Below are 25,487 nucleotides of genomic sequence, written 5' to 3'. Positions count from 1 at the left end.
CAGGTCAGGAACCATTCTGAGCCGTTGTGATGGGTGGAAGGTTAATGCCTCAACGGTACAGCAACCACACCGTAAAAATGAAACTTCATCATTTCCATCTAATTTCCCTTCCCATCGACACCGCTCCCGCTTTCTGCGATTAAACCCGCATGATCACATGCTTCGACATCGGCGGCACGGCCATCAAGAGCGCCCGGGCGACCTCGCCGGACGACATTCAGGCGTTAGGCCGGGTACCAACGCCGCGCGATGATTTCGAAGCCTTCGCTGCCACGATCGGCAGGATCGCAACGGAGGCGACGGGCAATGACAACAGCCTCATTGCGATCTCGCTCGCGGGTGTCGTGGATTCCGATACCGGGTGCATCACCTGCGCCAATATCCCCTGCATCAATGGCCGCCGCCTCGCTGCCGATCTTGAGGAGGCGCTTAAGAGGCCGGTGCTGATCGCCAATGACGCCGATTGCTTCGCGCTCGCCGAAGCGATGATGGGCGCGGGGCGCGGCCATCGTGTCGTTTTCGGCGCGATCCTGGGCAGCGGCGTCGGCGGCGGCGTGATCATTGACGGAAAGATACTGACCGGTGCCGGCGGCTTCGCCGGGGAATGGGGCCATGGGCCGATTTCCAAGACGCTGGCCGGCGATCCGTCCGTGGCCATACCGCGCTTTGCCTGCGGTTGCGGTCAGACCGGGTGCATCGATGCCATCTGCAGCGCCCGCGGCCTCGAAAAGCTGCATCATTATCTCCATGGCATCGAGGCCTCGAGCACCGAGATCATCAATGCCTGGACCAGCGGAGACGCCCAAGCCGCCCGCACCATCGATTGTCATGTCGATATCCTGTCGGATGCACTGGCGCTGGTCGTCAATGTGCTGGGCGCATCCATCGTGCCCGTCGGCGGCGGGCTTTCCAATTCGCTGCCGCTGATCGAGCGTATCGACGCGGCCGTGCGACGCCGCATCCTGCGCAAGACCGACACGCCGCTGGTCGTCCAGGCGCAATGCCGCATCGAGCCGGGATTGATCGGCGCGGGGTTGCTGGGGCTGGATTATGAAAACACGAGCATCTGACACCCCCCTCTGCCCTGCCGGACATCTCCCCCACAAGGGGGGAAATTGGCTGACACAACCTTCGGTGCACGTTCTGCAACGCTTGCGGTTGGGTACAGAACGTTATGAGGGCGTAATCTCCCCCCTTGTGGGGGAGATGTCCGGCCGGACAGAGGGGGGTGAGTACCACGCTCAGGTTGCAAGAGCATGGCCATGACCCCTATCCTCCTCGAAATCTGCGTCGATGATGCGGAAGGTCTGTCGGCAGCGATTGAAGGCGGCGCCGACCGCGTCGAACTCTGTTCAGCGCTGCAATTGGGCGGCCTCACCCCCTCGCCCGGCCTGATCGCCATAGCTGCCCAGGCAACGATCCCCGTCTACGCGATGATCCGCCCGCGCGCCGGCGATTTCGTTTACGGGACGAGCGATCTCGACCAGATGCTGCTGGATATCGATGCTGTGCGCGCGGCCGGCCTCGCGGGCGTGGTGTTCGGTGCGAGCCGGCCGGACGGCCGTCTCGATCACAAAGCGCTCGACCGCCTCAGCCGGCATGCGGACGGGCTCGGCAGAACGCTTCATCGCGCCTTCGATCTGGTGCCGGATATCGACGAGGCGGTGCAAATCGCCATCGACACGGATTTCGAGCGTATCCTCACCTCAGGCCGCGCGCCGACCGCGCTCGAAGGGCTCGATGATCTGGAGAAAACCTTTGCCGCGGCGGCTGGCCGGATCGCGATCATGCCCGGCTCGGGACTGACGGCGGAAAATGTGAAAACCCTGCTGTCCCGCCTGCCCATTACCGAAATTCACGCCTCCTGCAGCACTGCCGCTCCGGCACCGGATGAAAACATCTTGCGGCTCGGCTTCGGTGACGGTCTGCGACGCAACACAGACAAGCGCCGGGTGGAGGCGCTGATCAAGGCGATAAGGCAGTAGCTTTATAAATATATATTCCCCCACTCCCTTATTCCCCCACCCTCAAAACTTCCCCGTGCGCTGGTACTGTTCGAAAATCCCGCGCAGATGCTCCGCCACCACCTGCACGTGTTGGCCGGCATCCCTGGCGACGATCATGCCGAGCTGATAGGTGCCGAGCGGCGGCAGGCCGTGCTCCGGCCCGAGCGGGACGATCCCTTCGCCCAGAAGCGTCTTGCCGAAAGGCGCGATGGCGAGATCGGAAAGGATGGCCGAGCGCTGCCCCGTGGTATGCGAGCTCATATAGGCGACACGGTATTCCCGCCCTGCCTTTTCCAGCACCTCCAGCGCATTGGCGCGCCAGACGCAGCCTTCCTCCCACATGGAGAGCGGCAGCGGGTTGCGTTCATGCGCGGTGCCGCCCTTGGCGCCGGCCCAGACCAGTTGCTCCGTCATCAGCACTTCGATATCGCTGGTCTTCAATCCTGCGTCGGAGATGTTGATCATGGTGATGTCGAGACGATGCTCGTCGATCCGCTTGCGCAGATTGACGCTCTGGTCGATGACCACATCGACGGTGACGTTCGGATGCGTCTCGGCGAAGCGCTTGAGCACGAAAGGCAGGACACATTCGCCTATGTCGTCGGGAGATCCCAAGCGAACCACGCCCGAAATCGTCGGCGCCACGAATTTCGCCACCGCCTCGCGGTTGAGCGTCAGCATGCGCCGGGCATAACCGAGCAGCATCTCGCCATCGCTCGTTAGCGACACCGAGCGGGCGTCGCGCTCCAGAAGCGTCGTGCTGAGCGTTTCCTCCAGCTTCTTGATCTGCATCGACACGGCCGATGGCGTGCGGAACACCGCATTGGCCGCGGCAGAGAAGCTCCCCGTCTCCGCGATCATCACGAATGTCCTCAGGACATCCAGATCGAGGATCGGCAGCGGATGGTGCATCGGTGCGGTCATGATCGGCCTCTTTGATCAAATATTCTGAATTTATGTGTTCCTTAATTTCGTTTGATTGAACATCAAAGCGCTCGCATAGTCAAGGTCATGAACGGGGTTGGGCATTCAGGAGAAAGACCATGACCACCTATGACCATCGCGACCGCTACGAGTACAAGGAATGGCCGGACCTGTTTTCGGATGGAATCGTCCGGATGATCGAAGGTTTCGTGTCCCGGATCACCGGGATGTTCCGGAAGAAGACCGAGTGGATCGCTGCCAAAAAGCGCGAGCGTGACACCATCCACGCCCTGGCACGCCTGCCGGAGAATATCCGCCATGACATCGGCTGGCCCGATCTTTACGAGCGCCAGCACAGGAAGAACGGCAAATGACGATGCCGGGGAAGAACTGACGGGCGGCATGGCTTGTTCCAGCCGCCCGTCATGCATTTTGGATCATTACTGGTTTCCGGTTTGCGACAGCTATTTCGTCGCACTTCCTTTTGGAATAATTCTATGGCTCAATAGTTTTACGTCTTAACTGCGCCTGAATCGCGCTGAATCATGGTTCAGTTGCGACAGAAAAAACACCAGGTGGCAGAACGGCAGCGGGAACATTGTCAGCCATGAATCAGAAAACGCTCATAAAGCGCTCCTTCGTCTTCTTTCTCGTTCCCGATTTCTCGATGATCGCTTTTGCGACAGCCATCGAACCGCTGCGGATCGCCAACCGCATGCTGGGCTACAATGCCTATCGCTGGCGTCTCGCATCGGTGGACGGCAAGCCTGTCCGGGCCTCGAACGGCGTCGAATGCGCCGTCTCCTCCTCGCTCGAGGATGAGCGCCGCTATCTGACCGGCGAGGAACGGCCGTCAATGGTCTTCGTCTGCTCGGGCGTCAATGTCGAGAAATTCCAGAACAAGTCGGTCTTCGCCTGGCTGCGCGAGGAGTTCAACCGCGGCGTGGCGGTCGGCGGCCTTTGCACCGGCGCGCATATTCTCGCCGCCGCGGGGCTGCTCTCCGGCAAGCGCTGCGCCATCCATTGGGAGAACCTGCCAGGCTTCGCCGAAGCCTTTCCGAAGGCCGATGTCTATGCCGATCTCTTCGAAGTCGATGGCAACATCCATACCTGCGCCGGCGGAACCGCCGCGCTCGACATGATGCTGAAGCTCATCGGCGATGATTTCGACGACAATCTGGTCAACCGCGTCTGCGAGCAGGCCTTGACCGACCGTGTGCGCAATCCGCACGACCGCCAGCGTCTGCCGCTGCGCGCCCGTCTCGGCGTGCAGAATTCCAAGGTGCTGACCATCATCGAGCTGATGGAAGCGAGCCTGACCGAACCCCTGTCGCTGATTGAGGTGGCTGACCATGTCGGCCTGTCGCGCCGCCAGATCGAGCGCCTGTTCCGCCAGGAAATGGGCCGCTCGCCGGCGCGGTACTATCTGGAAATCCGGCTCGACCGCGCCCGCCACCTGCTTATCCAGTCCTCCATGCCGGTGGTGGAAGTGGCGGTCGCCTGCGGCTTCGTCTCCGCCTCGCATTTCTCCAAATGCTATCGCGAGCTCTACGGCCGCTCGCCGCAGCAGGAGCGCGCCGAGCGCAAGCAGCCCATGGCGGCGTGAGTAGTGGAGAAGCGTTTTCCGTTTTGGCCGTTCCGGAATGGATCCTCGGGTCAAGCCCGAGGATGACGATTGCAGGGATGTTTTCCGCCAATCGTCATCGTTGAGACCGGCGCAAACCTCTCCAGTTCGTCATCCTCGGGCTTGTCCCGAGGATCCACTCCGGAACATCGCCACCCCACCAGCGATCGGCCATTAACCCGATTCTATCGAGACAGGAACCACTCTGGACAGAGGCGTATCCATGCTGCACGCCTGTCTACCGCCACTCCCAATCCTGCATGCGCTGTTGCCAGACATGCTCGCCACTCATGCAATCGTAGGACTTCTTGGCCTGCACCATGAGGACAGGCGGACCGTTCGCGCCGCCGGCCTCCGCCCGCATCGCGTTGGTCGCCCGCGCGGGATTGCCGGCCAGCTCCAGCATCAGCTTGCGCCGCACAGCTACGGGAAACTGCTCCCATGAAGTGACCGGGATCAGGAACGCGCCCGGCCCGCCGATGACGCAATTGCCGTAATACTGGTCGAGATCCTTCACGTCCCAGCCGCTATAGAGCGATCCACGGGTCATCAGCGGCAGGCCATTGATCGTGATGCCCTTGTCAAGGGCGGCAGCGCGGGCGTCAATCACCGGCCTGCCATGATTGTTTGGCCCATCGCCCGAAATATCGATGATCCGGCGCTGTCCCTTGAAACCACTACCGTCGAAGAGCCCGGCGCTGAAATCGATCGCAGCCGAGATCGAGGTGCGGCTTTGCGGCGGCGGCACCGGCCGGTCGAGTTCGGCGGCGAGCCTTTCCGCCGCTTGCCTGCTGTCCACCAGCGTCCAGGGAACGATGACGCGCTGAAAACCGAAGCCGGCCCATTCGATATAGGTGATGGCGACACGGCCGTGGAGGCCTTCCAGAATGGCCTTGATCACCTGTGGGTGACGGAAGGCGGCGACATAGCCGTCGCGCTGAATCTTCTGCTCGAACGGCTCCATGGACCGCGATGCATCGACGGCCAGCACCAGTTCCACATCGACCGGCAGTCCGTCCGCCACGGGCTTGTTCTGAGCACGCGCCGGAACCGAAGCCATCATGGCCGCGACAATGACCAGCACATGGATCGTTCTCAGTTCCATGCCCCATAATAGCACAGGAAATAAAAATGCCGCGGCGAAAACACACGCCGCGGCATCGATCACATTCAGTTGAATGGGCTCAGGCTCTCAGACGCTCGTTTTCCGGATCAAACGGCGATTCCTGGATAACGGTCGCCCGATGCAGCTTGCCGAGGATCCGGATATCGAGTTCGGTGCCGGGCGCGGAGAATTCCGGCTTGACCATGGCGAGCGCCAGGCTCTTGCCCAAACGCCAGCCATAACCGCCATGCGTGGCGCGGCCGACGAGCGTGCCGTCATGATAGATCGGCTCGGAGCCGCGTGCGTCGGCATTGCCGATATCATGCACTTCGAGCGTCACGAAATTCCATTTGAGCCCCTCCTCACGCGCCTTCACCACCGCATCGCGGCCGATGAACTCGCCCTTGTTCGGATGGACGAAACGGTCGAGACCGGATTCGAAGGCGTTGTACTCGATGGAGAGCTCGCGCGGGATCAGGCGATAGGATTTCTCGACCGCCATCGCCGTCATGGCGCGGATGCCGAATGGCTTGATGCCGAACTCGGCCCCCGCCTCCATCAGCAGATCGTAGATCGTGCTCTGCTGCTCGATCGGATGGTGCAGCTCCCAGCCGAGCTCGCCGACGAAATTGACGCGCAGCGCATGGGCGGTCGCAGGTCCAACGCTGATCTGCTTGCCCGAAAGCCAGGGAAAATCCTCGTTCGCCAGGCTGGTGCGGGTCAATTTCTGCAACACCTTGCGGCTGTTCGGTCCAGCCAGCACCAGCACGCCCAGCGTCTGCGTGAGAGGCTTGAGCCTCACCGATCCGTCGGTCGGCAGGAGCTTATGGAGATAATCATGGTCATGAGCCTCGAAAGCACCCGCCGAAACGAGGTAGAACGAGCCCGGCTTCCACTCATAGACGGTGAACTCCGAACGCACGCCGCCATTCTTGGTCAGCAAGTGGCACAGCGCAACGCGGCCCTGCTTCTTCGGGATGCGGTTGGCCAGAATGGAATCGAGCCACGCCCGCGCGCCGGGGCCTGAGACTTCCATCTTGGCGAAGGCCGACATGTCGAGTAGGCCGACATTCTCGGTGACGTTCTTCACCTCGTTGCCGAGATGCTCGAAATAGTTCGAGCGGCGGAACGACCACAGTTCCTTGACCTTGCCGTCGGCATCGGGCTTCGGATGGTTGTGGTTCATGAGCACATCAGGCTTGTCGAGCGTGGCGACATCGATGCCGTAACCCTCGGGCGCGAACCAGTTGGCCCGCTCCCAGCCATAGACGGAGCCGAAAACGGCGCCGAGCGCCTTCTGCCGGTCATAGGAGGGCGAACGTTTCAAGGGCCGCGCCGCGCCGCGCTCCTCATCCGGATAGTGGACGGAGAAGACCTCGGCATAGGCTTCCTCGTTCTTCTCTTTCAGATAGCCTTCGGTCGCATAGGGGCCGAAACGGCGCGGATCGACACCCATCATGTCGATCGAAGGTTCGCCCTCGACGATCCACTCGGCGAGCTGCCAGCCGGCGCCACCCGCCGCCGTCACGCCGAAGGAATGGCCCTCATTGAGCCAGAAATTCTTGAGCCGTGGCGCCGGGCCGATAATCGGCGAGCCATCCGGCGTATAGGCGATCGCGCCATTATAGACCTTCTTGATGCCGACTTCGGCAAAGGCGGGAACGCGCGCGATCGCCGTTTCGATATAGGGCATCAGGCGCTCCAGATCCTCCTGGAAGAGCTCATACTCGCTCTCGTCCGAAGGCCCGTCGACATAGCAGACCGGCGCGCCCTTTTCGTATGGCCCGAGCAGCAGCCCGCCATTCTCCTCACGCATGTACCAGGAGGAATCGCTCTCGCGCAGCACGCCCATCTCCGGCAGGCCCTTGGCCTTGCGCTCGAGGATCGCCGGATGCGGCTCGGTGACGATATACTGATGCTCGACCGGAATGACCGGCACATCCAGCCCCACCATCTGCCCTGTCTTGCGGGCGAAATTGCCGGTGGCGGAGATCACATGCTCGGCGAGGATGTCGCCCTTGTCGGTCTTCACCAGCCATTGGCCGTCCGGCTGCTGCTCGATGGCGGTCACGGTCGTGTTGCGATAGATGGTGGCGCCGCGGTCGCGCGCGCCCTTGGCGAGCGCCTGGGTCAGATCCGCCGGCTGAATATAGCCGTCATCAGGATGCTGGATCGCGCCAAGAATGCCGTCCATCTCGGCAAGCGGCCAGATTTCCTTGACCTCTTCAGGCGTCAGGAGCTTGACCGGCACGCCGATCGTCTCGGCCACGCCCGCATAATACATATATTCGTCCCAGCGGTCCTTGGTGCGCGCCAGCCTTATATTGGTGCAATTGGTGAAACCGACATTCATGCCGGTTTCCTCCTGCAGCTCCTGATAGAACTTCACCGAATATTTGTGGATCTGGCCAACGGAATAGCTCATGTTGAACAAGGGCAGCAGGCCGGCGGCATGCCAGGTCGAGCCTGATGTCAGTTCCTTGCGCTCGATCAGGACGACATCGCTCCAGCCTTTCTTCGCCAGATGGTAGAGCGTCGAGACGCCCACCACACCGCCACCGATCACCACCGCACGGGCATGGGTCTTCATATCGTGTCATTCCCCTGAATAAAGGCGGGTCTTTCAGCCCGCGCATAAGGATGGATTTTCCGCACTATGCCGGGCGCCCCCGCCATTGGTAAGGCCTGTTTGCGACATGCCCACGAAATGCCGCGACGCATGTCATATCGGCTGTGATCGGGCAATGGTCCACATATCTTAACCTTGCGCTTTTATCCTCCATCGCCGATGAATGGGGCGAGCGGGGACGATCGATCATGGGCAACAACAGAGTGATTGAAGGAAACACGGACGCGGGCGGGAAAGAAACGTCGCTCCTGCGTAACCTTGCCCATGCACCGCTCGCCTGGCTGGCAATCGTTCTCCTGTTGCTCTGCATTCTCCTCAGCTTTCCCATCATCCTGCCGATCGGTCCGATGTACTGGGACACCTACATTTATTTCGATGCCGCGCAGCGCATCTATAACGGCCAGATCCCCAATACCGACTTTCTGGCGCCGGTCGGTCCACTCGCCTATTATATCTTCGCGCTAGGGCTGAAACTCTTCCCCAACGCCCAGCCGCTGCTGCTTGCCCAATGGATCATACTGGTCGTCGCCGCGCCGCTTATGGCGGTCGTCGTGAAGGATGTCGCCCGCAAGCATCGCGGCGTCGCCTTCGGCCTTCTCATTCCTTTTCTGGTCTTCGCGATCTGCCCGGCCAATGTTCATTCCTTCCATTCCTATCCCGGCATGGATGGTTTCGGCATCTACAACCGCCACGCCACGCTCCTGCTCTACGTGCTGGTTTCCGCCCTGATGTTCGTGAAAGACGGCCGCAGGCTCGCCGTCCTCTGCGGGCTCATCATGCTCGCACTCTTCCTCATCAAGATCACCGGCTTTCTGGCAGGAGGGCTGATCGGCCTCCTGGCGCTTCTTTCGGGCCGCATCTCCTGGCGCAGCGTCGTGCTCGCCGGCGCGATATTCCTCGCCGCCCTCATCTGCCTGGAATTCAACGGGCATATGATAACCGCCTATCTCGACGAGATCGCCCTGCTCATCCGGATGAATGAGCAGGCGCTGCTGCCGCGCTTCCTGACGGTTCTCTCAACCGATCTCGACATCATCCTGGCGAGCACAATTCTCATTCTCACCCTTGCATGGATGGGGCGGAAGCAGATCATCACCGCCAGCATTGGCAATCTGCTTGACAGCAATTTCGTCTGGCTCGCCATCGCGCTCGTCGCCGGCTTGTTCTTCGAAACGCAGAACACCGGCAGCCAGGATTTCTCCTTCCTCTGGCCGATCCTTTTGGCGATCCTCATCCAGTCCGCGCATGAGCCCGCCTCACGGCGGCTGGCGATCACGGTGCTGATCGGATTTGTCGCTATTCCCTCGGTTACGAAGATCGTTCACAAGACGCTGCGCGCCGTCGCCGTGTCGCCGACCTATGTCGCCGCCCCGGTCACGGATATGAAGACGCTTGGGCTCGTCTCCACCCGCTGGGACATCATGGAGCGCAGCCTGCTTCTGGAAAAGCATTATCAGGAACATGGCGACGCCTATAGCGACCTTTCAGCCAAGGGCCAGCTCCCTAGCTGGCAGCTTTATTCCGAGCTCGACTACCAGATGTACTGGGTCATCTCGGCCGACGAGGCGGTGAAGGCGATAAAGCGTTTCGAGGCGGCGAACGGCATCCGCCTCGCCACGCTGATGAACCTCGATTTCACCAATCCGTTCCCCTGGCTGCTCGATCGCGATGCGACACGCCACATCCAGATCGGCGCCGATCCCTACCGTACGGTGCCGCCGCTCGACGAGACCACGCAGCGGTCGATCGCCGAAACCGACGCCGTGCTCGTCCCGCACTGCCCGCTGACCACCGGCCGCCGCTCGCTCCAGCGCATCTATGCAGATGCGCTGAAAGGGCGGCAGGTGGTAAAGCTCAACGATTGCTGGGACATGCTGCTGCGGCCGGGACTTCTGCCGGCTGTGAGGTAAGTAAGTGCTTACTTGAAACCAAAACGTCCGCGCATTAAATTACCGGAGTGCTGCCGAGGAGCGGTAACTCCCCGGCAACGCTTTACTGCTTTTCTACGGATTGGATCCGCACGGTTACTGATCAGGTCGTGCGGGTTTTCCGTATCTGCAGTGTGAGATACCGGCTTGGGCCGAAGCATCCTTCACCTCCGTAGTTCGACAGCGAGGTCACTCGCCGGTCTTGGCGCGGCCCATCCTCGCCAGCGCGCCGCCTGATCTCGGCGCTTGCTGCTTCTGCTGTCGAATTCCTGAGCATGATCCCGAACCGAAGGTCAGCGTCAGCCAAAAGTTGCAGACTTTTCGGATAAGATCATGTGGCTAGAAATCTCAACCAAGCATTGAAGCACAGAAGCGGCAAGCCTACTTCACCTGCGCCTTCACGAAATCCTTCACAATGCGGACGATGCCGCGCGACAAGACCTCGTCAAGCGCCGCGATGAACTCGTCGACATGCGCCCGCTCACAGATCAGAGGCGGCTCCAGCCGCACCACATTGCGGTTGTATTCAGTGAAGGCCACCAGCACGCCATGATCGCGCAGGAGATGGCTGCCGATGAAGCCCGGCAGCGAACCCTTCAGCTTGTCATCGAGCATGGCAACGACCGGCCGCAGCACGACAGGCATCGTCTTCGAGAAATCGTGAAACTCGAGGCCGACCATCAGTCCCTGCCCGCGCACCTCCTTGATCAGCGAAGGATATTTCTCTTGAAGCCCCTTCAGCCGCTCGATCAGATAGGCCCCGAGCGAAGCCGAATTATCGATCAGATGCTCGTCATAGAGCACGTTCAGCGCCTCGATCGCCGTGATGCAGGCCTCGCCGATGCCGCCGAAGGTCGCCATGGCGTGGATCAGCGCCGTCTTCGGCGTCCCATAGGCCTTCATGTAGACGTCGCGCTTGGCGATCATCGCCGCCATCGCGGTCTTGCCGCCGCCGAGGGATTTTGCCAGCGCCGTCACATCCGGCACCACGCCATGATGCTCGAAGGCATAGAACCTGCCTGACCGGCCGAGCCCGCATTGCACCTCGTCGGCCACCCACAACACGCCGTACTGATTGCAGAGCGCCCGCAATTTCTGCCAGAACTCGGTCGGCGCGGTGATGATCCCCGCCCCACCCTGGATCGTCTCCAACACGATGACGCCGATTTCGGGATCCGACTTGAACGCGTTTTCGATCGCCTCGATATCGCCGAAGGGGACGCGCACCGTATTGCCGGTCAGCTGGAACTCGCCGCGATAGAGCTTACCATCGGTGATGTTCAAGACGCCCTTGGTTTTGCCGTGGAACGAGTTCTCGGCATAGACGACCTTCGGACGCTTGGGGCCCGCGGCACGCTCGGCCACTTTCAGCGCCGCCTCCATCGCCTCCGAACCGGAAGAGCCGAAGAACACCATGTCGAGATCGCCCGGGCTGCAGGCCGCGAGGTTATGCGCTAGTGCTGCCGCATATTGCGACATGAAGGCCATCGCAATCTCGTGGCGCTTTTCCTCCTGGAATGCCATGCGCGCGGCGAGGATGCGCGGATGGTTGTGGCCGAAGGCGAGCGAGCCGAAGCCGCCGAAGAAATCGAGAATCTTGCGGCTGTTCTGATCGATATAATACATGCCTTCGGCGCGCTCGATCTTCACCTTGTTGAAGCCGAGCAGCTTCATGAAATGCAGTTGGCCCGGATTGATATGGGTGGAGAACAGCTCCGTCATCAGCGGCAGGTCCATGGATTTGGCCTGCTCCACCGTCAGGAGATCGGGCTTCGGCGTCACCCCTACCGCTGCCGTCCCCATCCCGTCCGCCGCAGCATGAATCGGCGCTTCCTTTTTCACATGCTCCACCGCCTTGTTCATCCCTGTTCCTCCCCCGTTATTCCGCCGCAAGCGGCACCATCTGAGCCACCGGCTTGCCGTCCATCTTGTTGCGGTATTCCTTGTAGGCCGCGACCAGCATGTCCTCGTCGCGGAATTTCGGCTTCCAGCCGAAGGCCGCGAAGGCGCGTGAGGTGTCCCGCACGCAATATTCATCGGCGATCAGATATTGCTCTGGGTCCATCAGCGGCTTGTTGATGGCGTCCAGCAGCGCCAGCGTGCCCTTGACGGCAAAGGCGGGCGTCGGCAGCAGGATCGATTTCGACCCGGCCTGCTTGATCAGCCCGCCCAGAAGCGCACGCACCGAAGGCGGATTGGACGAGCCGAGATTATAGGCATCGTTGGGCACGCCATGCTCCCAAGCGAGCCTGGCGATCTCCGCGCAATCATAGACGGAGATGAACTGGTACGGGTTCTTGCCCGAGCCGATCATCGGCACCGGCAGATTGTGGTCGATCAGCTTGAACAGCTTCTCCAGGATGCCGAGACGGCCCGGGCCGATAATCAGCCGCGGCCGCATGATCGAGATGTTCATGCCGCGCGTGCGCCAGTCGGTAGCGAGCGCCTCGGTCGCAGCCTTGGACTTGCCGTATTCACCGAGCGGCGCGATCGGATGATCCTCCATCTGCGGCGAGACGACAGTGTGGCCGTAGACCATGTCGGTGGTGAACTGCACGAGCTTCGAGGTTCCCGCCCGGTCCATGGCGCTCATGATATGGGCGGCACCGTGATAATTGACCGGCCAGAAGAAATCGTGGCGCTTGGCGCGCACCTGCAGTGGCGAGAGCATCTTGGCGGCGAGATTATAGACCATGTCATCCGGCTTGAGGCCGACCGCATTCACCTGCGTCTCGCTGGTAACGTCGCAATGGACGAACTTCGCCTTGTTGTAGTGCGGCAGGTCGCTCTTGACGATATCGGCAACGACGACCTTCTCGCCCCGTTTGACCAGATCGTTTGCCAGATAGCGGCCGACGAAACCGTCGCCGCCGAAAATGATGTGTCGCATGTTTCTTTCCCGCTATCCTGATCAAATCAGGCCCTGTTATTTCGAACTGGTCTCGCTATGAACCGCGGCGGAAGACGCCGTGCTGCCCGTCGTGCTTTCACGTCCGCTCTGCGCGATCAGCATCGTGCCGATGCAGATGAAGGCAATGCCGGCGATCTTCAGCGTGCCGAGATCTTCCTTGAACACCGCCCAGGCGAAGAGCGCCACCGCCACATAGGCGAGGCTCAGGAACGGATAGGCGAAGGAGAGATCGACCTTCGACAGCACATAAAGATGCGACGCCATCGAGATGACAAAGACGGTGAGCCCCGCGAATACCCACGGGTTGAACACAATCTGGAAGATGCGCTGGACCAGGGTGTCCGTGGTGAAGCTGATGGGACCGAGCGAGATCATGCCGTATTTGAGCATGATCTGCGCCGCGGCGTTGGTCATCACCGTGAACAGAATGAAGGGAATATATTTCGTCATCGCATCCTTGCCTTACCCGCCTTCAGGCTGTGGCCGCTACCCGCCGCGACCTGTGCCGAAACGCTACACCACCTGGGTTGAGAAGCCGCAAAGCTATTTCCTAAAATTCGAACGATTCAACCAACCCGCAATTCCCGATTGCAATTGGTATTTCATGCATGGGCGGATCAGACAAGCGTTAAGAGCATGATCCCGGAAAGTTGCAGGCTTTTCGGGATCATGCGGCCAGAACTTGCGCCGTTCTCCGCCAGAAATTCGAGGAAAACGCCGGATCGCGCTGTTCCTCCAGCATCTTCCACTGCGGAAACGACGCCGCGAAGGTCGCCGCCGACATCCTCTGGTCCTTGTAGGGATTGACCCGCCCTTGCGCCTCGACCGTCAAACGGTCGAGCTCAGACAACAACTCAAGCGTTTTCTCCCCCCGGTTGGGGAAATCGAGGGTGAGAGTATAGCCGGGCTGCGGAAATGACAAAAGCCCTGGCGAGCGGATCGTCCCGAAACGCTTCAGCACCGTCAGGAAGGAGACCTGGCCCGCCCGGCGCGTCGCTTCCAGCATCGCCGGAATTGTCTCCCGCGCTTGGGGCTCGGGGATGACGCTCTGGTGCTGGTAAAGTCCCGCCGGACCATAGAGCCGGTTCCAGCCGCGCAGACTGTCGAGCGGATAGAAGAACGGCTCATAGCCGGAAAGATGCGGCCCCGCTTCGCGCCCCTTCAGATGGTGATAGGCGGCATTAAAGAGCTTGAGGCTCGGCCGGTTCAGCACTGAGAACGGCAGTTCGAACGACACGCCGAGCCATGCCGGCCGGGGACTAGCATCGAAATTGCCGTTTCCGGCATGGTTTCCCGTCAGAAGCAGGCCGCGCCCGGCCCGCCCGCCTTCGGCGAGCTGATCGATCCAGGCGACCGCATATTCGTTGTCCGCATCCGCCTTTTCGGCCAGCGCGAAGAATTGGTCGAGGTCGGCAAAGCGCGTGACCCGCTCCTCGACATCGAGCGAAGGAACCCGCATCAGCCTGATCCGCGCTGTCACGATCAGTCCCGTCAGCCCCATCCCGCCGATGGTCGCGGCGAAAAGCGCTTCATTCTTGAGTGGCGAGCAACTGAACACCGCTCCGTTCGACCTCAGGAGCTCGAACGAGACCACATGGCAGCCGAATGTGCCGCGCCGGTGATGGTTCTTGCCATGAACGTCATTGGCGATCGCGCCGCCCAGGGTGACGAAGCGGGTACCGGGCGTCACCGGCAGGAAAAACCCATGCGGCGCGGCAAAGGCGATGATGTCGGCGAGAAGCACGCCCGCCTCCGCATCCAGAATGCCACTTGCCGGGTCGAAGCCCAGTATCCGGGCCTCCGGCCGCATCTCGACCAGCGCTCCCCCGTCATTATGGCAGCTGTCGCCATAGGAGCGACCATTGCCGAAGCCAAGCAGCCCGCCGGCACCGGCCCGGCCGTCACGCAGCATCCGTTCTGCCTCGGAGAATGAAACCGTCCTACGCGGCCGGCGCTCTATGCGGCCGAAGCTGTCGAACATCAGCGCATGCCCGCCGTCATCAGCATCGCACCGCCGATCGCGATCATCATGATGCTGCGCCAGTCGCTGAGCAGGAACACCACGGGATCCTCATGCATCTGGTCGCGATGCGCCAGGATCCATATGCGCAGGTTGATATAGAGGACGATCGGGCAGAGCGGCCAGATCATCCAGGGGTAGGAATAGAGCGTCTTGACCGAGTTGCTGTCGACATAGAGCGCCAGAACCATGACCGCGCCGAAGGCGGCGGCGACACCGCTCTGCGCGATGACCGCCCGGTCGACGCTGCGATATCCTCTGCCGGCAAGCTTCTCGTTCTCCTCCGGCGGCGAATTGCTGAGTTCGACATAGCGCTTGACCAGCGCCAGCGACAGGAAGAAGAAGATCGAGAAGGCGAGCAGCCAGAACGAGCCGGGCGTCGAATTGGCCGCGGCGCCGGCCAGAAGCCGCACTGTATAGAGCCCCGCCAGCACCAGCACGTCGATGAGCAGCATCCGCTTCAGCGCCGCCGAATAGGCTGTCGTGACGAAGAGATAGAGTGTCAGGACCAGCGCATATTCCATCGGCAGCAGCGCCGCGACGCTATAGGCGAACGCCAGCAGTGCAACGGCCGCGCAGACGCCGAACAGCGTCGGCAGTTCGCCGCTGGCGAAGGGCCGTTTCCGCTTGCGGGCATGGCGGCGGTCGAGCTGCACGTCGAACAGATCGTTGAAGATATAGACGCAGGACGCGGCGGCGCAGAAGGAGACGAAGGCGAGGAAGGTGCGTGTAAAGACATCGTGATAGAAGAGATCGTGGGACAGAATGGGCGGCACGAAAACAAGCGTGTTCTTCATCCACTGGTGCACGCGCAACATTCTCATGATACTGCGGACGCGCATAGGTGGCGCGGCAAAGAACCGGCTGACGCGGTCATCCGCCATGTGCGTCCGCCGCCATGTCCGCACGGCCCTGTCCGGCGCGACGACAATGGCCTGACGCGCCCTGTCGAAAATGGCGATATCGGCGCGCGAATTGCCGGCATAATCGAAGCCGCCCTCCCCGAAGGCTTCGACCAGCATCTTCAGCTTGGCCCCGGAGGCAAGGTTGCGGTAGCGATCCGTCGAATAGACCGCATCGAAAATGCCCAGATGTTTCGCCACCGCTTCGGCAAACGAGGTGGCGGCGGCGGTGGCGAGAACCAGCCTGCGTCCGTCCTCATGTTGCTTTTTCAGGAAAGCCAGGAAATCCTGACGATAAGGCAGCGTCTCGGCATCGATGGCGACGCGCTCGGCGATTTCATGCTTCAACCGTGCCTTGCCCCCCAGAACCCAGAGCGGCAGCAGGAAAATATAGAGAAAATTCTTCTTCAGAAGCAGGAAGATACCTTCCCACAGAAGATCCGAGGCGATCAGCGTGCCGTCGAGATCGACCGCCAGAGGTATCTTCTTATCGGTATTGCGCGCGTCCATTGCTTCCTACCCCCCAAGCCCCCCAAAGGCATTCTGGCTGTCCCCGACTGATCCGGAGAAGCGGGAACCGGCCTTTTCCGGAAAGCAGACACTGCTTTTCCCATCGAACTTGCCTGCAAGCAAGGCAAAGAGCGGTCCCCGTTCGATCAAAACATCAACCGCACTAGCAGTGATAGGAAAACGAAGAATGAACGTCAGAGTTGAACGCTTGTAACGCCTTCGGAACGATGTGAAGGCGGTAAACACCACCTTAAAAACAGCGCGGACCCGTCCAATTATCCCGCCGATGCAGGCCGACGCAGATCAAGCGTCCACGTCTGACCCATGAGATCCTTGCCGAACGAATGGTGCAGCGCCTCGTCGACAAGCTCGAAGCCGGCGGCCTGATAGATGCGGCGCGCGGAGACCAGCACGTCGTTCGTCCACAGGGTGAGCTTTTCATAACCGAGCGCGCGCGCTCGCTCGATGCAGCCAGCGACCAGCCGCCCGCCGACCCCGAGCCCTCGCGCGCTGGGCTCCACATAAAGCAGCCTCAGCTTTGCCACCGCGGGATCGGCACTTTTCATCAGAAATACCGATCCAACGATGATGCCTGCCCGCTCGGCGACCCAGCCATCTTCGCGCGCCGGATCGAAATGGGCGACAAAATCGCCGAATATCTGCAAGACGAGTCCCTCATAGGTCCAGTCCCAGCCATATTCACGATTGTAGAGCACCGCCTGGCGATGCGTGATCCATCCGAGATCGCCCGGCCTGAGCCCGCGCAGCCGGATGTCGGCGGGCCGCGCCCTGTCCTTGTCGAGAGCAGCCCTCACGTCGTGCATCGCCGAAACAAGCCGCTCATGCGCCTCCCCGTCGAGCGGCATCAGAATCGCTTCCATCTGCGACCGCGTGCCCTGTTCCAGCGCGTCGAACGCCTCGCGCCCGGCATCGGTCAAGGCCAGTTGCCGCCGCTTCCCGTGCTCCGGGCTGACCCGGCTCTGCACCAGCCCGCGCGCGCGAAATCGCGCGACGATCCGGCTCAGATGCGCCTTATCCATGGTCAGCGTGCGGGCGATATCGGCCGCCGTCTGCTCGCCCCCATGCGCCAGCTCGTAAAGCACCCGCGCCTCGGCGAGCGAGAAATCGCTTTTGGAGAGATGTTCGTCCAGAAGGCCGATCTCTCGCGTGTAGAAACGGTTGAAGCTGCGAACCTCGTCGACAATGGTCATCGATGCACTCCATGAATGTTGTCACTGACAACACTTAGCGCAGGATGCGAGACTTGAGAAGTTTTTTCGGCTTCCGACAATAATGTCCGACCGCTGGTGGAGCGGCAATGTTCCGGAATGGATCCAAATGGGAAAGCGCTTCGCAGTCTTCATGCTCGAAGACACTTCATGCAAATGGAAGCGTCACTCGAGAGCAGGTAAACCCACCAATATCACTATGAAAACAAAAAATTAGAGCGGTTTCCGGATTCAGGACGGAAACCGCTCCAACAATGACTGGAAGGAAATGATTTAGTTGACCGTGGCCTTGCCGCCGGTGATCTCGATGGTCTCGCTGCCTGTCAGCGCCTGGCGGTCGCCATTGGGAAAGGTGACGAAGCAGCCGGCGGGGCAGAAGTCGACCGTTTCGCCCGGCCCCACCACCAGATCGTTCTTGGTCGAACCTTCGGTGACGACGAGCGTGCGCGGTTCGCTGTCCTTGTTGACCGCGCTGGCGGCGAATGCCGGACCGGCGCTGACGACAACGAGAAGAAATGCGGTTGCATATCGGTTCATATCATTCCCGGTGTCACCACCGGCCCCCTGTGAGCGGCTCATTGCCGCCTCGGATGTCCTAAGGCATTTCTGCCCGTTTCAGGAATAGTTATAAAGCCCGCAAGCTGAACGGCAACTGAACGTGATCAGATTTTTATTTGGGCGACACCCGTCTTGCCAGCCACCTTCGTCGTTCCCTTTTTCTCGCCGTTGCCTGCATCAGCTTGCGGCCTTGTCCGTCGCGCGGCGATCGCGTCCGCAATGGCTTCGATATGCTCGACACGCAGATTGATATCGGTCTGCGGGAACGGGATCTCGATTTTCTCTTCGGCGAATTTTTCCACGATCATGAAGCGCAGATCGTTCTGCACCGTCGCAATGGAGTAGATGTCGGCCAGGAACACACGCAGTTCGAAATCGAGCGACGAGTCGCCGAATCCCTTGAAAGCGACGAACGGTTCCGGGTTCTTGAGGACTTGCGGGTGGGAACGTCCGATCTCCATGAGCACCGCATGAGCCTTGCGGGGATCGCTGCCATAGGCCACGCCCACCGGGATATCGACGCGGCCCAGCTTGTTGCGGTGCGTCCAGTTGGCGACGTTGTCGTTGATCAGCGAGGAATTGGGGACGATGATCGACTGGCGCTGGAACGTCTCGATCTCCGTGGCACGCACGCTGATCTTCTTGATGATGCCGCCGACACCGCCCGCTTCCACCCAGTCGCCTACCTTGATTGGCCGCTCGACGAGAAGAATGAGGCCGGAGACGAAATTCTGCACGATGTTCTGCAGGCCGAAACCGATGCCGAGCGAAAGACCGCCGGCGATCAGTGCCAGATTGGAGAGATTGACGCCGGCCGCTGATATGGCGATCAACGCCGCCACCGCCAGGCCGAGATAGCCCACCACGGTGCGGATCGAATTGCGCACGCCGGAATCGACGCGCCCCCTCGCCATGACGCTCCCGTCGAGCCAGTTCTGGAACCAGCGCGTGACGAAATAGCCGATGACGAAGAGCAGCAGCCCAGTGAAGATGCCGGTGAAGGAGACCGAGAAATTGCCGATCTGAAAGCCGGTCATCAGCCGCAGGAACCATGTCTGCAATTCGGACCATTGGAAGCCGAGTTGCAGCAGGATGAGCGGCACGCCGATCAGGAGAACGGCGATATTGGTGAGAATGCCGGCAACCAGCCCGAGCTGGTCGAGCGACGTCTCGTCTATGCCGAACCGCTCCTGCATGGCCCGCCCGACCGCCGTGCTGCCGAAGGCGTGCTCGGCCGTGATCGCCTGCGCGGTGAGGAAGCCCAGATACATCGTCACCAGAAACGCGCCGTTGACGACGACCTGCTGCGAGACGAAGCGCGCCAGCCCGATATAGCCGAGCAGAGCGGCGACGATCGGAAACAGCCCCAGGCAGATCAGGAACAGCCGCAATGCCTTCGGCCACGGCCTGATATCTCCCGTCTCCTCCTCTTCAAGCGGCTTCACCCACGCAATGGCAATGATCAGGAGCCCCACCAGCACCGTGGCCAGCAGGCTTTTGGCAACCGTCAGCGACAGCGGCGACGACAGAACCTGGTTGACCGTGTTGAAGAAATAATCGAGGCCGTTGATTAGCGCGGTCGTGGTGATGAGATAAGTGAGAATTCGTGCCGGCTGCGGCGCGATACGCACCAGCCGCCAGCTCGGCATGTCCGCGCAGAGCACCGCCTTCGCCAGCCTGTGGATGAAATAGACGATGCCGATGACGACGAACAGCGACGACAGCATCGTCGCAATGTCAGAGCGCAGCACATTGAAATAATTGAGGAAGAAATAGGTCGTCCCAAGGAACACGCCGACCGCCGCCGAGGGAATGAGTGTAGACCAGAAGGCGGCTGAAAGCCGGCTCAGATAGGACGGGGTTTCGACGGTCGGATCGCGCTGAAAGAGCTCGCCCAGGAAGCGCCGTGCACCGAAATGCAGGATAAGCGCCGCCGCCAGGGCAAAAAACGCCGCCGCCAGGAAGGATTTGAGCTTGAACGAGATAACGAAACGCCACCAGGACGATACAGATCGTGCAAGCGTCTGCGCCTCGGCACCGGCGGCATCCGCGACCTCGCTGCCGAGCGAATAGGTGATGTCGACGCGCTGCGACAGCGTGCGTGTGAACAATTCGCGACGCATCTCGCCGATCCGCTCGATCATCTGGTTGACGGTGAGCGAACTGTCCTCCGTCTCGCCGATCATGGCGTTGATCTGCGCCTTTTCGGCGGTCAGGCGGTTGCGCTCGTCGGTGACGATCGCAGGCTCCGCCGGCTGGCCATCAGCCGGCGGCGAGCCGAGTTGCTCCAGTCGTGCATTGATCTCTGTCAGCCTCGGCCGGAAAGCCAGCCCAGCGCCGAGCAGCTTCTTCGAAATGTCTTCGAGCTTCAGCCGAAGATTGACCAGCCCCTCGTCACTGCTGGCAGCCTTGTTCATCTGCCCGGCGAGATCCGCCGTCTGCTTCTTGAGCGAATCGATAACAGGCCGTTCCTGGGAAATGACATCAGGGGCCATGGCATTCTGGGCGAAGCCATGTCCGACCGACGCAAAAAGCGCGAGAAATACCGCAAAAACAAACAGGAATTTCGGGAATTTACTTGAAAATGCCAATTTCGACTCGCCAGTTTCGATCTGTTTTCTGCCGCAAAGCGATTTCCGGACTTCCATTCATAGAAAACCGCTCCACCGTTCACAAGCAAAACGGGGCACAATGATGGCGTCGGATCGAGGACCGGGATGAATCGGAATTGCGGAATTTGCCGGTAAACACTGGAAACAGGCGATATTTTCTTGTCCCCGGACGATTGGATGTCTAATGAAAAGATTGCGGTCGGAGCAGTTTTCGTGCAAACGGGCAATATCGTCCGGATATCGCCGTGATGTCATGATATTGACGACCTGAATTCACGAAATCGGCGGAGTTGATCGAGGCAATGCATTTAACCAGCGACGCAAATCAGGAAAAGCGCGGTGTCACGCAGCTTTTCGCCTGCGTCTTGTGGGTTGCCGCCTTCCTCTTTGCCTTTCACTGGACCCTGCCCGATGAAACGGATGGCGAGGATATCCTCGCCGTCGCCGCCACGAATCCGGGAGATGTGCGTTCCGCCGCCCCGGCAAGGGAGCACTCGACCCCGGTCCAAAATCCGATGCGGGCGGCCGCGCTTGAGGCCCTGCATCTGAAGGCGACGCCGCTCCGCCACGATGGCGGACCGGATCCGGCCCTACTGCCCGCATTGTTCGAGTTCGGCATGCGGATTGCCGGCAGCGCTATCGTGAACACCGGCATGGCCGGCCCCGCAGGCGCGACCGGCCATGCCTTTGCGGCACGTGCGCCGCCAGCTGCCGCCTGAGCTCTCTTCGGCGCGCAGAAACCCCTTTGAGAGGGGAGCTTCTCCATAGAAAACCGGCGCTCGCGAATATCCCCGTATCGGGTTTCAGCGAGCGCGATTTTACCGGATCATGAAATGCGAACTTCAAAATGGGTCCTTGCGACCTACATTTTCATCGTCGTGATGGGCGTCCTGCTGGCGCTGCCCAATCTGTTCACGCAGCAGCAACTGGCTTCGCTGCCAAGCTGGTTCCCGAAAAGCCAGGTCACGCTCGGTCTCGACCTGCGCGGCGGCTCATACCTCGTTCTCGAGGTCGATGCCGACAGCCTGAAGAAAGACCGCCTGCGCTCGATACTCGATGATGCGCGCAGCAAGCTTCGCTCCGAGCGCATCCAGCCCCAGTCGATCCGGGTCGTTGGCGATGCAGTCGTGGTCAGCATCGCCGATGCTGATCAGCGCAGCCGCGCCGAGACGGCGCTGCGCGAGCTTGCAACGCCCGTCGGCGACACTGGCTTCGGCACGGCAACCAACGATATCGATGTCAGCAGTACCGATAACCAGATCCGCCTCACCCTGACGCCGGCGGGCCTGCAGTACCGCCTCGACAGCGCGCTGCAGCAGAGCCTTGAGATCATCCGCCAGCGTGTCGACCAGGTCGGCGTCGCCGAACCGTCGATCCAGCGCGTCGGCTCCGACCGCATCGTCGTTCAGCTTCCGGGCCTCCAGGATCCGACACAGTTGCGCCAGCTCCTCGGCTCGACGGCCAAGATGACCTTCCACATGGTTGCCGATGCCAACCCGAACGACGTGCCGCCTCCGGGTGTCAGCATCCTGCCGGATTCGAAGGACCCGAACATCAAATATCCCATCGAGGATCAGGTGGCCCTGGATGGCGAAAGGCTGACAGATGCCCGCGCCGGTTTCAATCCGGACACCAACGAGCCGATCGTCTCCTTCCGTTTCGACAGTGTCGGCGCACGCCAGTTCGCTGACATCACCAGCCGCAATGTGGGCAAGCCCTTCGCCATCGTGCTCGACGGCAAGGTGCTGAGCGCTCCCGTCATCCGCGAGCCGATCACCGGCGGCTCGGGCCAGATCAGCGGCAACTTCACGGTCGAGGATACGGTCACCCTCTCGGCGCTCCTGCGGGCCGGCGCCCTGCCCGCCCCGCTGACCGTCATCGAGGAGCGCACCGTCGGTCCCGATCTCGGCGCCGATGCCATCAAGATGGGGCTCTATACCGGCTTGGCGGGCTTCGCTCTCGTGGCCATCTTCATCGTCGTGCTCTATGGCTACTGGGGCCTGATCGCCAATCTGGCGCTTCTGCTCCACACCGTCTTCACCTTCTCGGCCCTCAGCCTCATCGGTGCGACGCTGACATTGCCAGGCATCGCCGGCATCATTCTCGGCATCGGCATCGCCGTCGACGCGAACGTGCTCATCAACGAGCGCATCAAGGAGGAGACCCGCAAGGGGCTCAACGCCATGCCGGCGCTCGACAAGGGCTTCAAGAGCGCCTACGCGACCATCGTCGACGCCAATGTGACGACGCTCATCGCCACGGGCCTTCTGTTCCTGTTCGGCACCGGCCCGGTGCGCGGCTTCGCCATCACCATGATGCTCGGCATCGCCATCTCGATGTTCGCCGACGTGACCCTCGTGCGCATGATGATGGGCTGGATCGTCCGTCGCATGAAGCTGAAGAAGCTGGAGATCAAGCCGCTTATCAACCTCTCGCCCGGCGAGACGAACTTCAAGTTCATGCGGGCGCGTTTCCTCGGCATCGGCGTTTCCATCCTTCTGTCGATCGCCTCGATCGTGCTGTTCATCAAGCCCGGCCTCAACTACGGCATCGACTTCAAGGGCGGCATCCAGGTCGAGATCGACACGCCGCAGGCGGCCGATCTCGCCCAGCTGCGATCGACGCTCGGTGGACTGGATCTCGGCGAAGTCGCCCTGCAGAATATCGGTGACGCCAACAGCGTCCTGATCCGCGTGCAGCGCCAGGATGGCGGCGAGGAAGCCCAGACGGTTGCGGTCGAAAAGGTCCGCGGTGCGGTCGAAAAGCTCATCCCAGGCGTCAAGATAGAGCGTACCGAAGTCGTCGGACCAAAGGTCAGCGGCGAGCTGGCGCGCTCCGGCATCCTCGCGGTGACACTCGCGGCGATCGCCATGCTGTTCTACATCTGGTGGCGCTTCGAGTGGTTCTTCGCCCTGGGCGCGATCGCCACGCTCATCCTCGACACCACCAAGATGATCGGCTTCTTCGCCTTGACCGGCCTCGATTTCAACCTGACGGCCATTGCCGCCCTCCTGACGATCATCGGCTATTCGGTGAACGACAAGGTGGTGGTCTATGACCGCATGCGCGAGAATATGAGGCTCTACAAGGCCAAGCCGCTGCGCGAGATCATCGACATGAGCATCAATCAGGTGCTGGCGCGCTGTATCTTCACCTCGCTCACCACCTTCCTCGCCATGCTGCCCATGGCAATCTGGGGCGGCAGCGCGGTCGAGAACTTCGCCGTCCCGATGATCTTCGGCATCGTGATCGCGACCAGTTCGTCGATCTATATCGCCGCACCGATCCTGCTGCTCTTGGGCGACTGGTGGAAACGCCGCCAGGCCGACCAGCGAGCCAACGGCACGGTTGCCCAGAGCTGACGAGACGAGCCGGCGGCGCATCCAGGGAAAGCTGTTCCCGGATGCGCCGCCGGCATTGAAACATCTGCGGCCCCGCGCCGTTGGTGCGAGTGAGGGACGGGAGTTGAGCAGCAGGCGACATGAAGCTTAAGGATTACATCTGGCCGGTAGTCGGCATGGGGGCGGTCGCCGTTTCGGTCTGGCTGCTTTACAAGGAGCTGCGCAGCATATCGCTCGACGATGTGATCCACAGTCTCGACGCCATAAGCCTGCACCACTGGATGCTCGCCGCCGCCGCCGCGATCCTGTCCTACGTGGCGCTTGCCGGCTATGACCGCATTGCGCTCCTGCACCTGAAGAAAAGGATTTCCTGGCTGTTCATCAGCCTCACCTCCTTCACCACCTATGCGCTCTCGCACAATATTGGCGCCTCGGTCGTCTCGGGGGCTGTCGTGCGCTACCGCGCCTATAGCTCGCAAGGGCTGACCGGCAGCGAGGTGGCTGTTCTGGTCGCCTTCTGCTCTTTCACCTTCTTTCTCGGCACCACGATCCTGAGCGGCATCGTCCTGCTCATCGAGCCGGAAATCCTGCAACGCTTCAATGAGGACATCTCTCCTCACCTGGCGGTCGGGCTGGGGCTGTTGATGATCCTTCTGGTGCTGCTCTATGTCTTCGGCAGCTGGCTGCAGTTGCGCCCGCTGGTGATCGGCAGGTTCCGGCTGGAATATCCACGCCTCAAGATCGTCTGGCAGCAGCTCCTGATCGCTCCGGTTGAACTGATCGGCGCGGCGGGCATCATCTATTTCGCCCTGCCCGAAGCCGGCAATCCGGGCTTTCTCATCGTGCTCGGCATTTTCCTCGTTTCCTTTTCCGCCGCGCTCATTTCCCATGCGCCCGGGGGGCTGGGCGTCCTCGAGATCGTTTTCCTGACCGGCCTGCCGGATATGGACCAGGCCGACGTGCTGGCGGCGCTGATCGTCTTCCGCCTGCTCTATCTGCTGATCCCCTTCGCGCTGTCGCTCTTTGTCGTGCTGCTCTTCGAGAAAACCCAATTCGCACTGAGATGGCGCGAGAAGAGCAAACCGCCGGCGGACAATCAATAACCAGAATTGCAGGCCTGATTTTCACACAGACCGGCAGTTATTAGGCGAATAGTTCTGGAAAAGCACACAATCATAGCCAGTATTT

General features: G+C 61.0%; 19 protein-coding genes. 8 read left to right on the top strand and 11 right to left on the bottom strand.

Features of this window, described 5'->3' with window-relative positions; genetic code table 11:
- Positions 1–149 precede the first annotated feature (149 nt).
- Positions 150–1,070 (top strand): ROK family protein, encoded by a 921-nt coding sequence (locus ATN84_RS15290; RefSeq protein ID WP_068882489.1) that lies wholly within the window; start codon positions 150–152, stop codon positions 1,068–1,070.
- A 192-nt stretch (positions 1,071–1,262) separates the two neighbouring features.
- Positions 1,263–1,985 carry a copper homeostasis protein CutC gene (locus tag ATN84_RS15285; protein WP_068882694.1) on the top strand — a complete coding sequence of 241 codons (723 nt, stop codon included), beginning with the start codon at positions 1,263–1,265 and terminating at the stop codon, positions 1,983–1,985.
- Between the two features lie 42 nt (positions 1,986–2,027).
- Here ATN84_RS15285 and ATN84_RS15280 read toward each other — a convergent pair whose 3' ends face one another.
- On the bottom strand, positions 2,028–2,930 hold the full coding sequence (locus tag ATN84_RS15280) for a LysR family transcriptional regulator (RefSeq protein WP_068882488.1): 903 nt from the start codon (positions 2,928–2,930) through the stop codon (positions 2,028–2,030).
- A 119-nt stretch (positions 2,931–3,049) separates the two neighbouring features.
- On the opposite strand from ATN84_RS15280, the gene ATN84_RS15275 reads away from it, so the two are divergent.
- Together ATN84_RS15275 and ATN84_RS15270 are read left to right on the top strand one after the other, a co-directional pair.
- Positions 3,050–3,304: a hypothetical protein gene (locus ATN84_RS15275; protein WP_068882487.1), complete on the top strand. Its 255-nt coding sequence runs from the start codon at positions 3,050–3,052 to the stop codon at positions 3,302–3,304.
- Positions 3,305–3,537: 233 nt separating this feature from the next.
- A complete protein-coding gene (locus ATN84_RS15270) occupies positions 3,538–4,536 on the top strand; it encodes a GlxA family transcriptional regulator (protein ID WP_068882486.1) in 999 nt (332 codons plus the stop codon).
- A gap of 256 nt (positions 4,537–4,792) precedes the next feature.
- Here ATN84_RS15270 and ATN84_RS15265 read toward each other — a convergent pair whose 3' ends face one another.
- Positions 4,793–5,659 (bottom strand): DUF1194 domain-containing protein, encoded by an 867-nt coding sequence (locus tag ATN84_RS15265; protein ID WP_082766306.1) that lies wholly within the window; start codon positions 5,657–5,659, stop codon positions 4,793–4,795.
- Between the two features lie 79 nt (positions 5,660–5,738).
- Positions 5,739–8,249, bottom strand: a complete 2,511-nt coding sequence (locus ATN84_RS15260) for a GcvT family protein (RefSeq protein ID WP_068882485.1) — start codon at positions 8,247–8,249, stop codon at positions 5,739–5,741.
- Positions 8,250–8,476: 227 nt separating this feature from the next.
- Between ATN84_RS15260 and ATN84_RS15255 the strand changes: the two genes are divergently transcribed.
- Positions 8,477–10,198 (top strand): hypothetical protein, encoded by a 1,722-nt coding sequence (locus ATN84_RS15255; protein ID WP_425287407.1) that lies wholly within the window; start codon positions 8,477–8,479, stop codon positions 10,196–10,198.
- Between the two features lie 399 nt (positions 10,199–10,597).
- On the opposite strand, the gene ATN84_RS15250 is transcribed toward ATN84_RS15255, so the two are convergent.
- The 8 genes from ATN84_RS15250 to ATN84_RS15215 all read right to left on the bottom strand — a co-directional run bounded on the left by ATN84_RS15250 (position 10,598) and on the right by ATN84_RS15215 (position 20,994).
- Entirely contained in the window at positions 10,598–12,019 is a 1,422-nt protein-coding gene (locus tag ATN84_RS15250; protein ID WP_068882691.1) for an aspartate aminotransferase family protein, read from the bottom strand.
- 76 nt (positions 12,020–12,095) lie between these two features.
- Complete coding sequence (locus ATN84_RS15245; protein WP_068882484.1) at positions 12,096–13,106, bottom strand: NAD-dependent epimerase/dehydratase family protein; 1,011 nt, start codon at positions 13,104–13,106, stop codon at positions 12,096–12,098.
- 36 nt (positions 13,107–13,142) lie between these two features.
- Positions 13,143–13,577 carry an EamA family transporter gene (locus ATN84_RS15240; RefSeq protein ID WP_068882483.1) on the bottom strand — a complete coding sequence of 145 codons (435 nt, stop codon included), beginning with the start codon at positions 13,575–13,577 and terminating at the stop codon, positions 13,143–13,145.
- 217 nt (positions 13,578–13,794) lie between these two features.
- A complete protein-coding gene (locus tag ATN84_RS15235) occupies positions 13,795–15,108 on the bottom strand; it encodes an FAD-binding oxidoreductase (protein ID WP_068882482.1) in 1,314 nt (437 codons plus the stop codon).
- Positions 15,108–16,559 (bottom strand): UbiA family prenyltransferase, encoded by a 1,452-nt coding sequence (locus tag ATN84_RS15230; protein WP_068882481.1) that lies wholly within the window; start codon positions 16,557–16,559, stop codon positions 15,108–15,110. The genes ATN84_RS15235 and ATN84_RS15230 overlap by 1 nt, the downstream gene beginning before the upstream one ends.
- Before the next feature lie 275 nt (positions 16,560–16,834).
- Positions 16,835–17,770, bottom strand: coding sequence for a bifunctional helix-turn-helix transcriptional regulator/GNAT family N-acetyltransferase (locus tag ATN84_RS15225; protein ID WP_068882480.1), 936 nt, complete (start codon positions 17,768–17,770; stop codon positions 16,835–16,837).
- Positions 17,771–18,061: 291 nt separating this feature from the next.
- Positions 18,062–18,325, bottom strand: coding sequence for a hypothetical protein (locus ATN84_RS15220; protein ID WP_068882479.1), 264 nt, complete (start codon positions 18,323–18,325; stop codon positions 18,062–18,064).
- 125 nt (positions 18,326–18,450) lie between these two features.
- Entirely contained in the window at positions 18,451–20,994 is a 2,544-nt protein-coding gene (locus tag ATN84_RS15215; RefSeq protein ID WP_068882478.1) for a mechanosensitive ion channel family protein, read from the bottom strand.
- 266 nt (positions 20,995–21,260) lie between these two features.
- Here ATN84_RS15215 and ATN84_RS15210 point away from each other — a divergent pair, with 266 nt between their 5' ends.
- The 3 genes from ATN84_RS15210 to ATN84_RS15200 all read left to right on the top strand — a co-directional run bounded on the left by ATN84_RS15210 (position 21,261) and on the right by ATN84_RS15200 (position 25,402).
- Complete coding sequence (locus tag ATN84_RS15210) at positions 21,261–21,677, top strand: hypothetical protein (RefSeq protein ID WP_153020255.1); 417 nt, start codon at positions 21,261–21,263, stop codon at positions 21,675–21,677.
- A 114-nt stretch (positions 21,678–21,791) separates the two neighbouring features.
- A complete protein-coding gene (locus ATN84_RS15205; RefSeq protein ID WP_068882476.1) occupies positions 21,792–24,320 on the top strand; it encodes a protein translocase subunit SecDF in 2,529 nt (842 codons plus the stop codon).
- A gap of 119 nt (positions 24,321–24,439) precedes the next feature.
- Positions 24,440–25,402, top strand: a complete 963-nt coding sequence (locus ATN84_RS15200; RefSeq protein WP_068882475.1) for a lysylphosphatidylglycerol synthase domain-containing protein — start codon at positions 24,440–24,442, stop codon at positions 25,400–25,402.
- Positions 25,403–25,487 lie beyond the last annotated feature (85 nt).

This window comes from Paramesorhizobium deserti, from assembly GCF_001558695.1.
GTDB lineage: Bacteria > Pseudomonadota > Alphaproteobacteria > Rhizobiales > Rhizobiaceae > Paramesorhizobium > Paramesorhizobium deserti.
The sequence above is the reverse complement of the archived record's forward strand: the minus strand, read 5'-3'. Positions and strand labels throughout refer to the sequence as shown.

Coding starts and splice junctions, on each gene's coding strand:
- ATN84_RS15270 (WP_068882486.1), top strand. CDS start 3,538: ATGAATCAGAAAACGCTCATAAAGCGCTCCTTCGTCTTCTTTCTCGTT.
- ATN84_RS15255 (WP_425287407.1), top strand. CDS start 8,477: ATGGGCAACAACAGAGTGATTGAAGGAAACACGGACGCGGGCGGGAAA.
- ATN84_RS15205 (WP_068882476.1), top strand. CDS start 21,792: ATGCGAACTTCAAAATGGGTCCTTGCGACCTACATTTTCATCGTCGTG.
- ATN84_RS15225 (WP_068882480.1), bottom strand. CDS start 17,770: ATGACCATTGTCGACGAGGTTCGCAGCTTCAACCGTTTCTACACGCGA.
- ATN84_RS15240 (WP_068882483.1), bottom strand. CDS start 13,577: ATGACGAAATATATTCCCTTCATTCTGTTCACGGTGATGACCAACGCC.
- ATN84_RS15290 (WP_068882489.1), top strand. CDS start 150: ATGATCACATGCTTCGACATCGGCGGCACGGCCATCAAGAGCGCCCGG.
- ATN84_RS15260 (WP_068882485.1), bottom strand. CDS start 8,249: ATGAAGACCCATGCCCGTGCGGTGGTGATCGGTGGCGGTGTGGTGGGC.
- ATN84_RS15230 (WP_068882481.1), bottom strand. CDS start 16,559: ATGGACGCGCGCAATACCGATAAGAAGATACCTCTGGCGGTCGATCTC.
- ATN84_RS15245 (WP_068882484.1), bottom strand. CDS start 13,106: ATGCGACACATCATTTTCGGCGGCGACGGTTTCGTCGGCCGCTATCTG.
- ATN84_RS15285 (WP_068882694.1), top strand. CDS start 1,263: ATGACCCCTATCCTCCTCGAAATCTGCGTCGATGATGCGGAAGGTCTG.
- ATN84_RS15250 (WP_068882691.1), bottom strand. CDS start 12,019: ATGGGGACGGCAGCGGTAGGGGTGACGCCGAAGCCCGATCTCCTGACG.
- ATN84_RS15200 (WP_068882475.1), top strand. CDS start 24,440: ATGAAGCTTAAGGATTACATCTGGCCGGTAGTCGGCATGGGGGCGGTC.
- ATN84_RS15215 (WP_068882478.1), bottom strand. CDS start 20,994: ATGGAAGTCCGGAAATCGCTTTGCGGCAGAAAACAGATCGAAACTGGC.
- ATN84_RS15210 (WP_153020255.1), top strand. CDS start 21,261: ATGCATTTAACCAGCGACGCAAATCAGGAAAAGCGCGGTGTCACGCAG.
- ATN84_RS15265 (WP_082766306.1), bottom strand. CDS start 5,659: ATGGAACTGAGAACGATCCATGTGCTGGTCATTGTCGCGGCCATGATG.
- ATN84_RS15275 (WP_068882487.1), top strand. CDS start 3,050: ATGACCACCTATGACCATCGCGACCGCTACGAGTACAAGGAATGGCCG.
- ATN84_RS15280 (WP_068882488.1), bottom strand. CDS start 2,930: ATGACCGCACCGATGCACCATCCGCTGCCGATCCTCGATCTGGATGTC.
- ATN84_RS15235 (WP_068882482.1), bottom strand. CDS start 15,108: ATGTTCGACAGCTTCGGCCGCATAGAGCGCCGGCCGCGTAGGACGGTT.
- ATN84_RS15220 (WP_068882479.1), bottom strand. CDS start 18,325: ATGAACCGATATGCAACCGCATTTCTTCTCGTTGTCGTCAGCGCCGGT.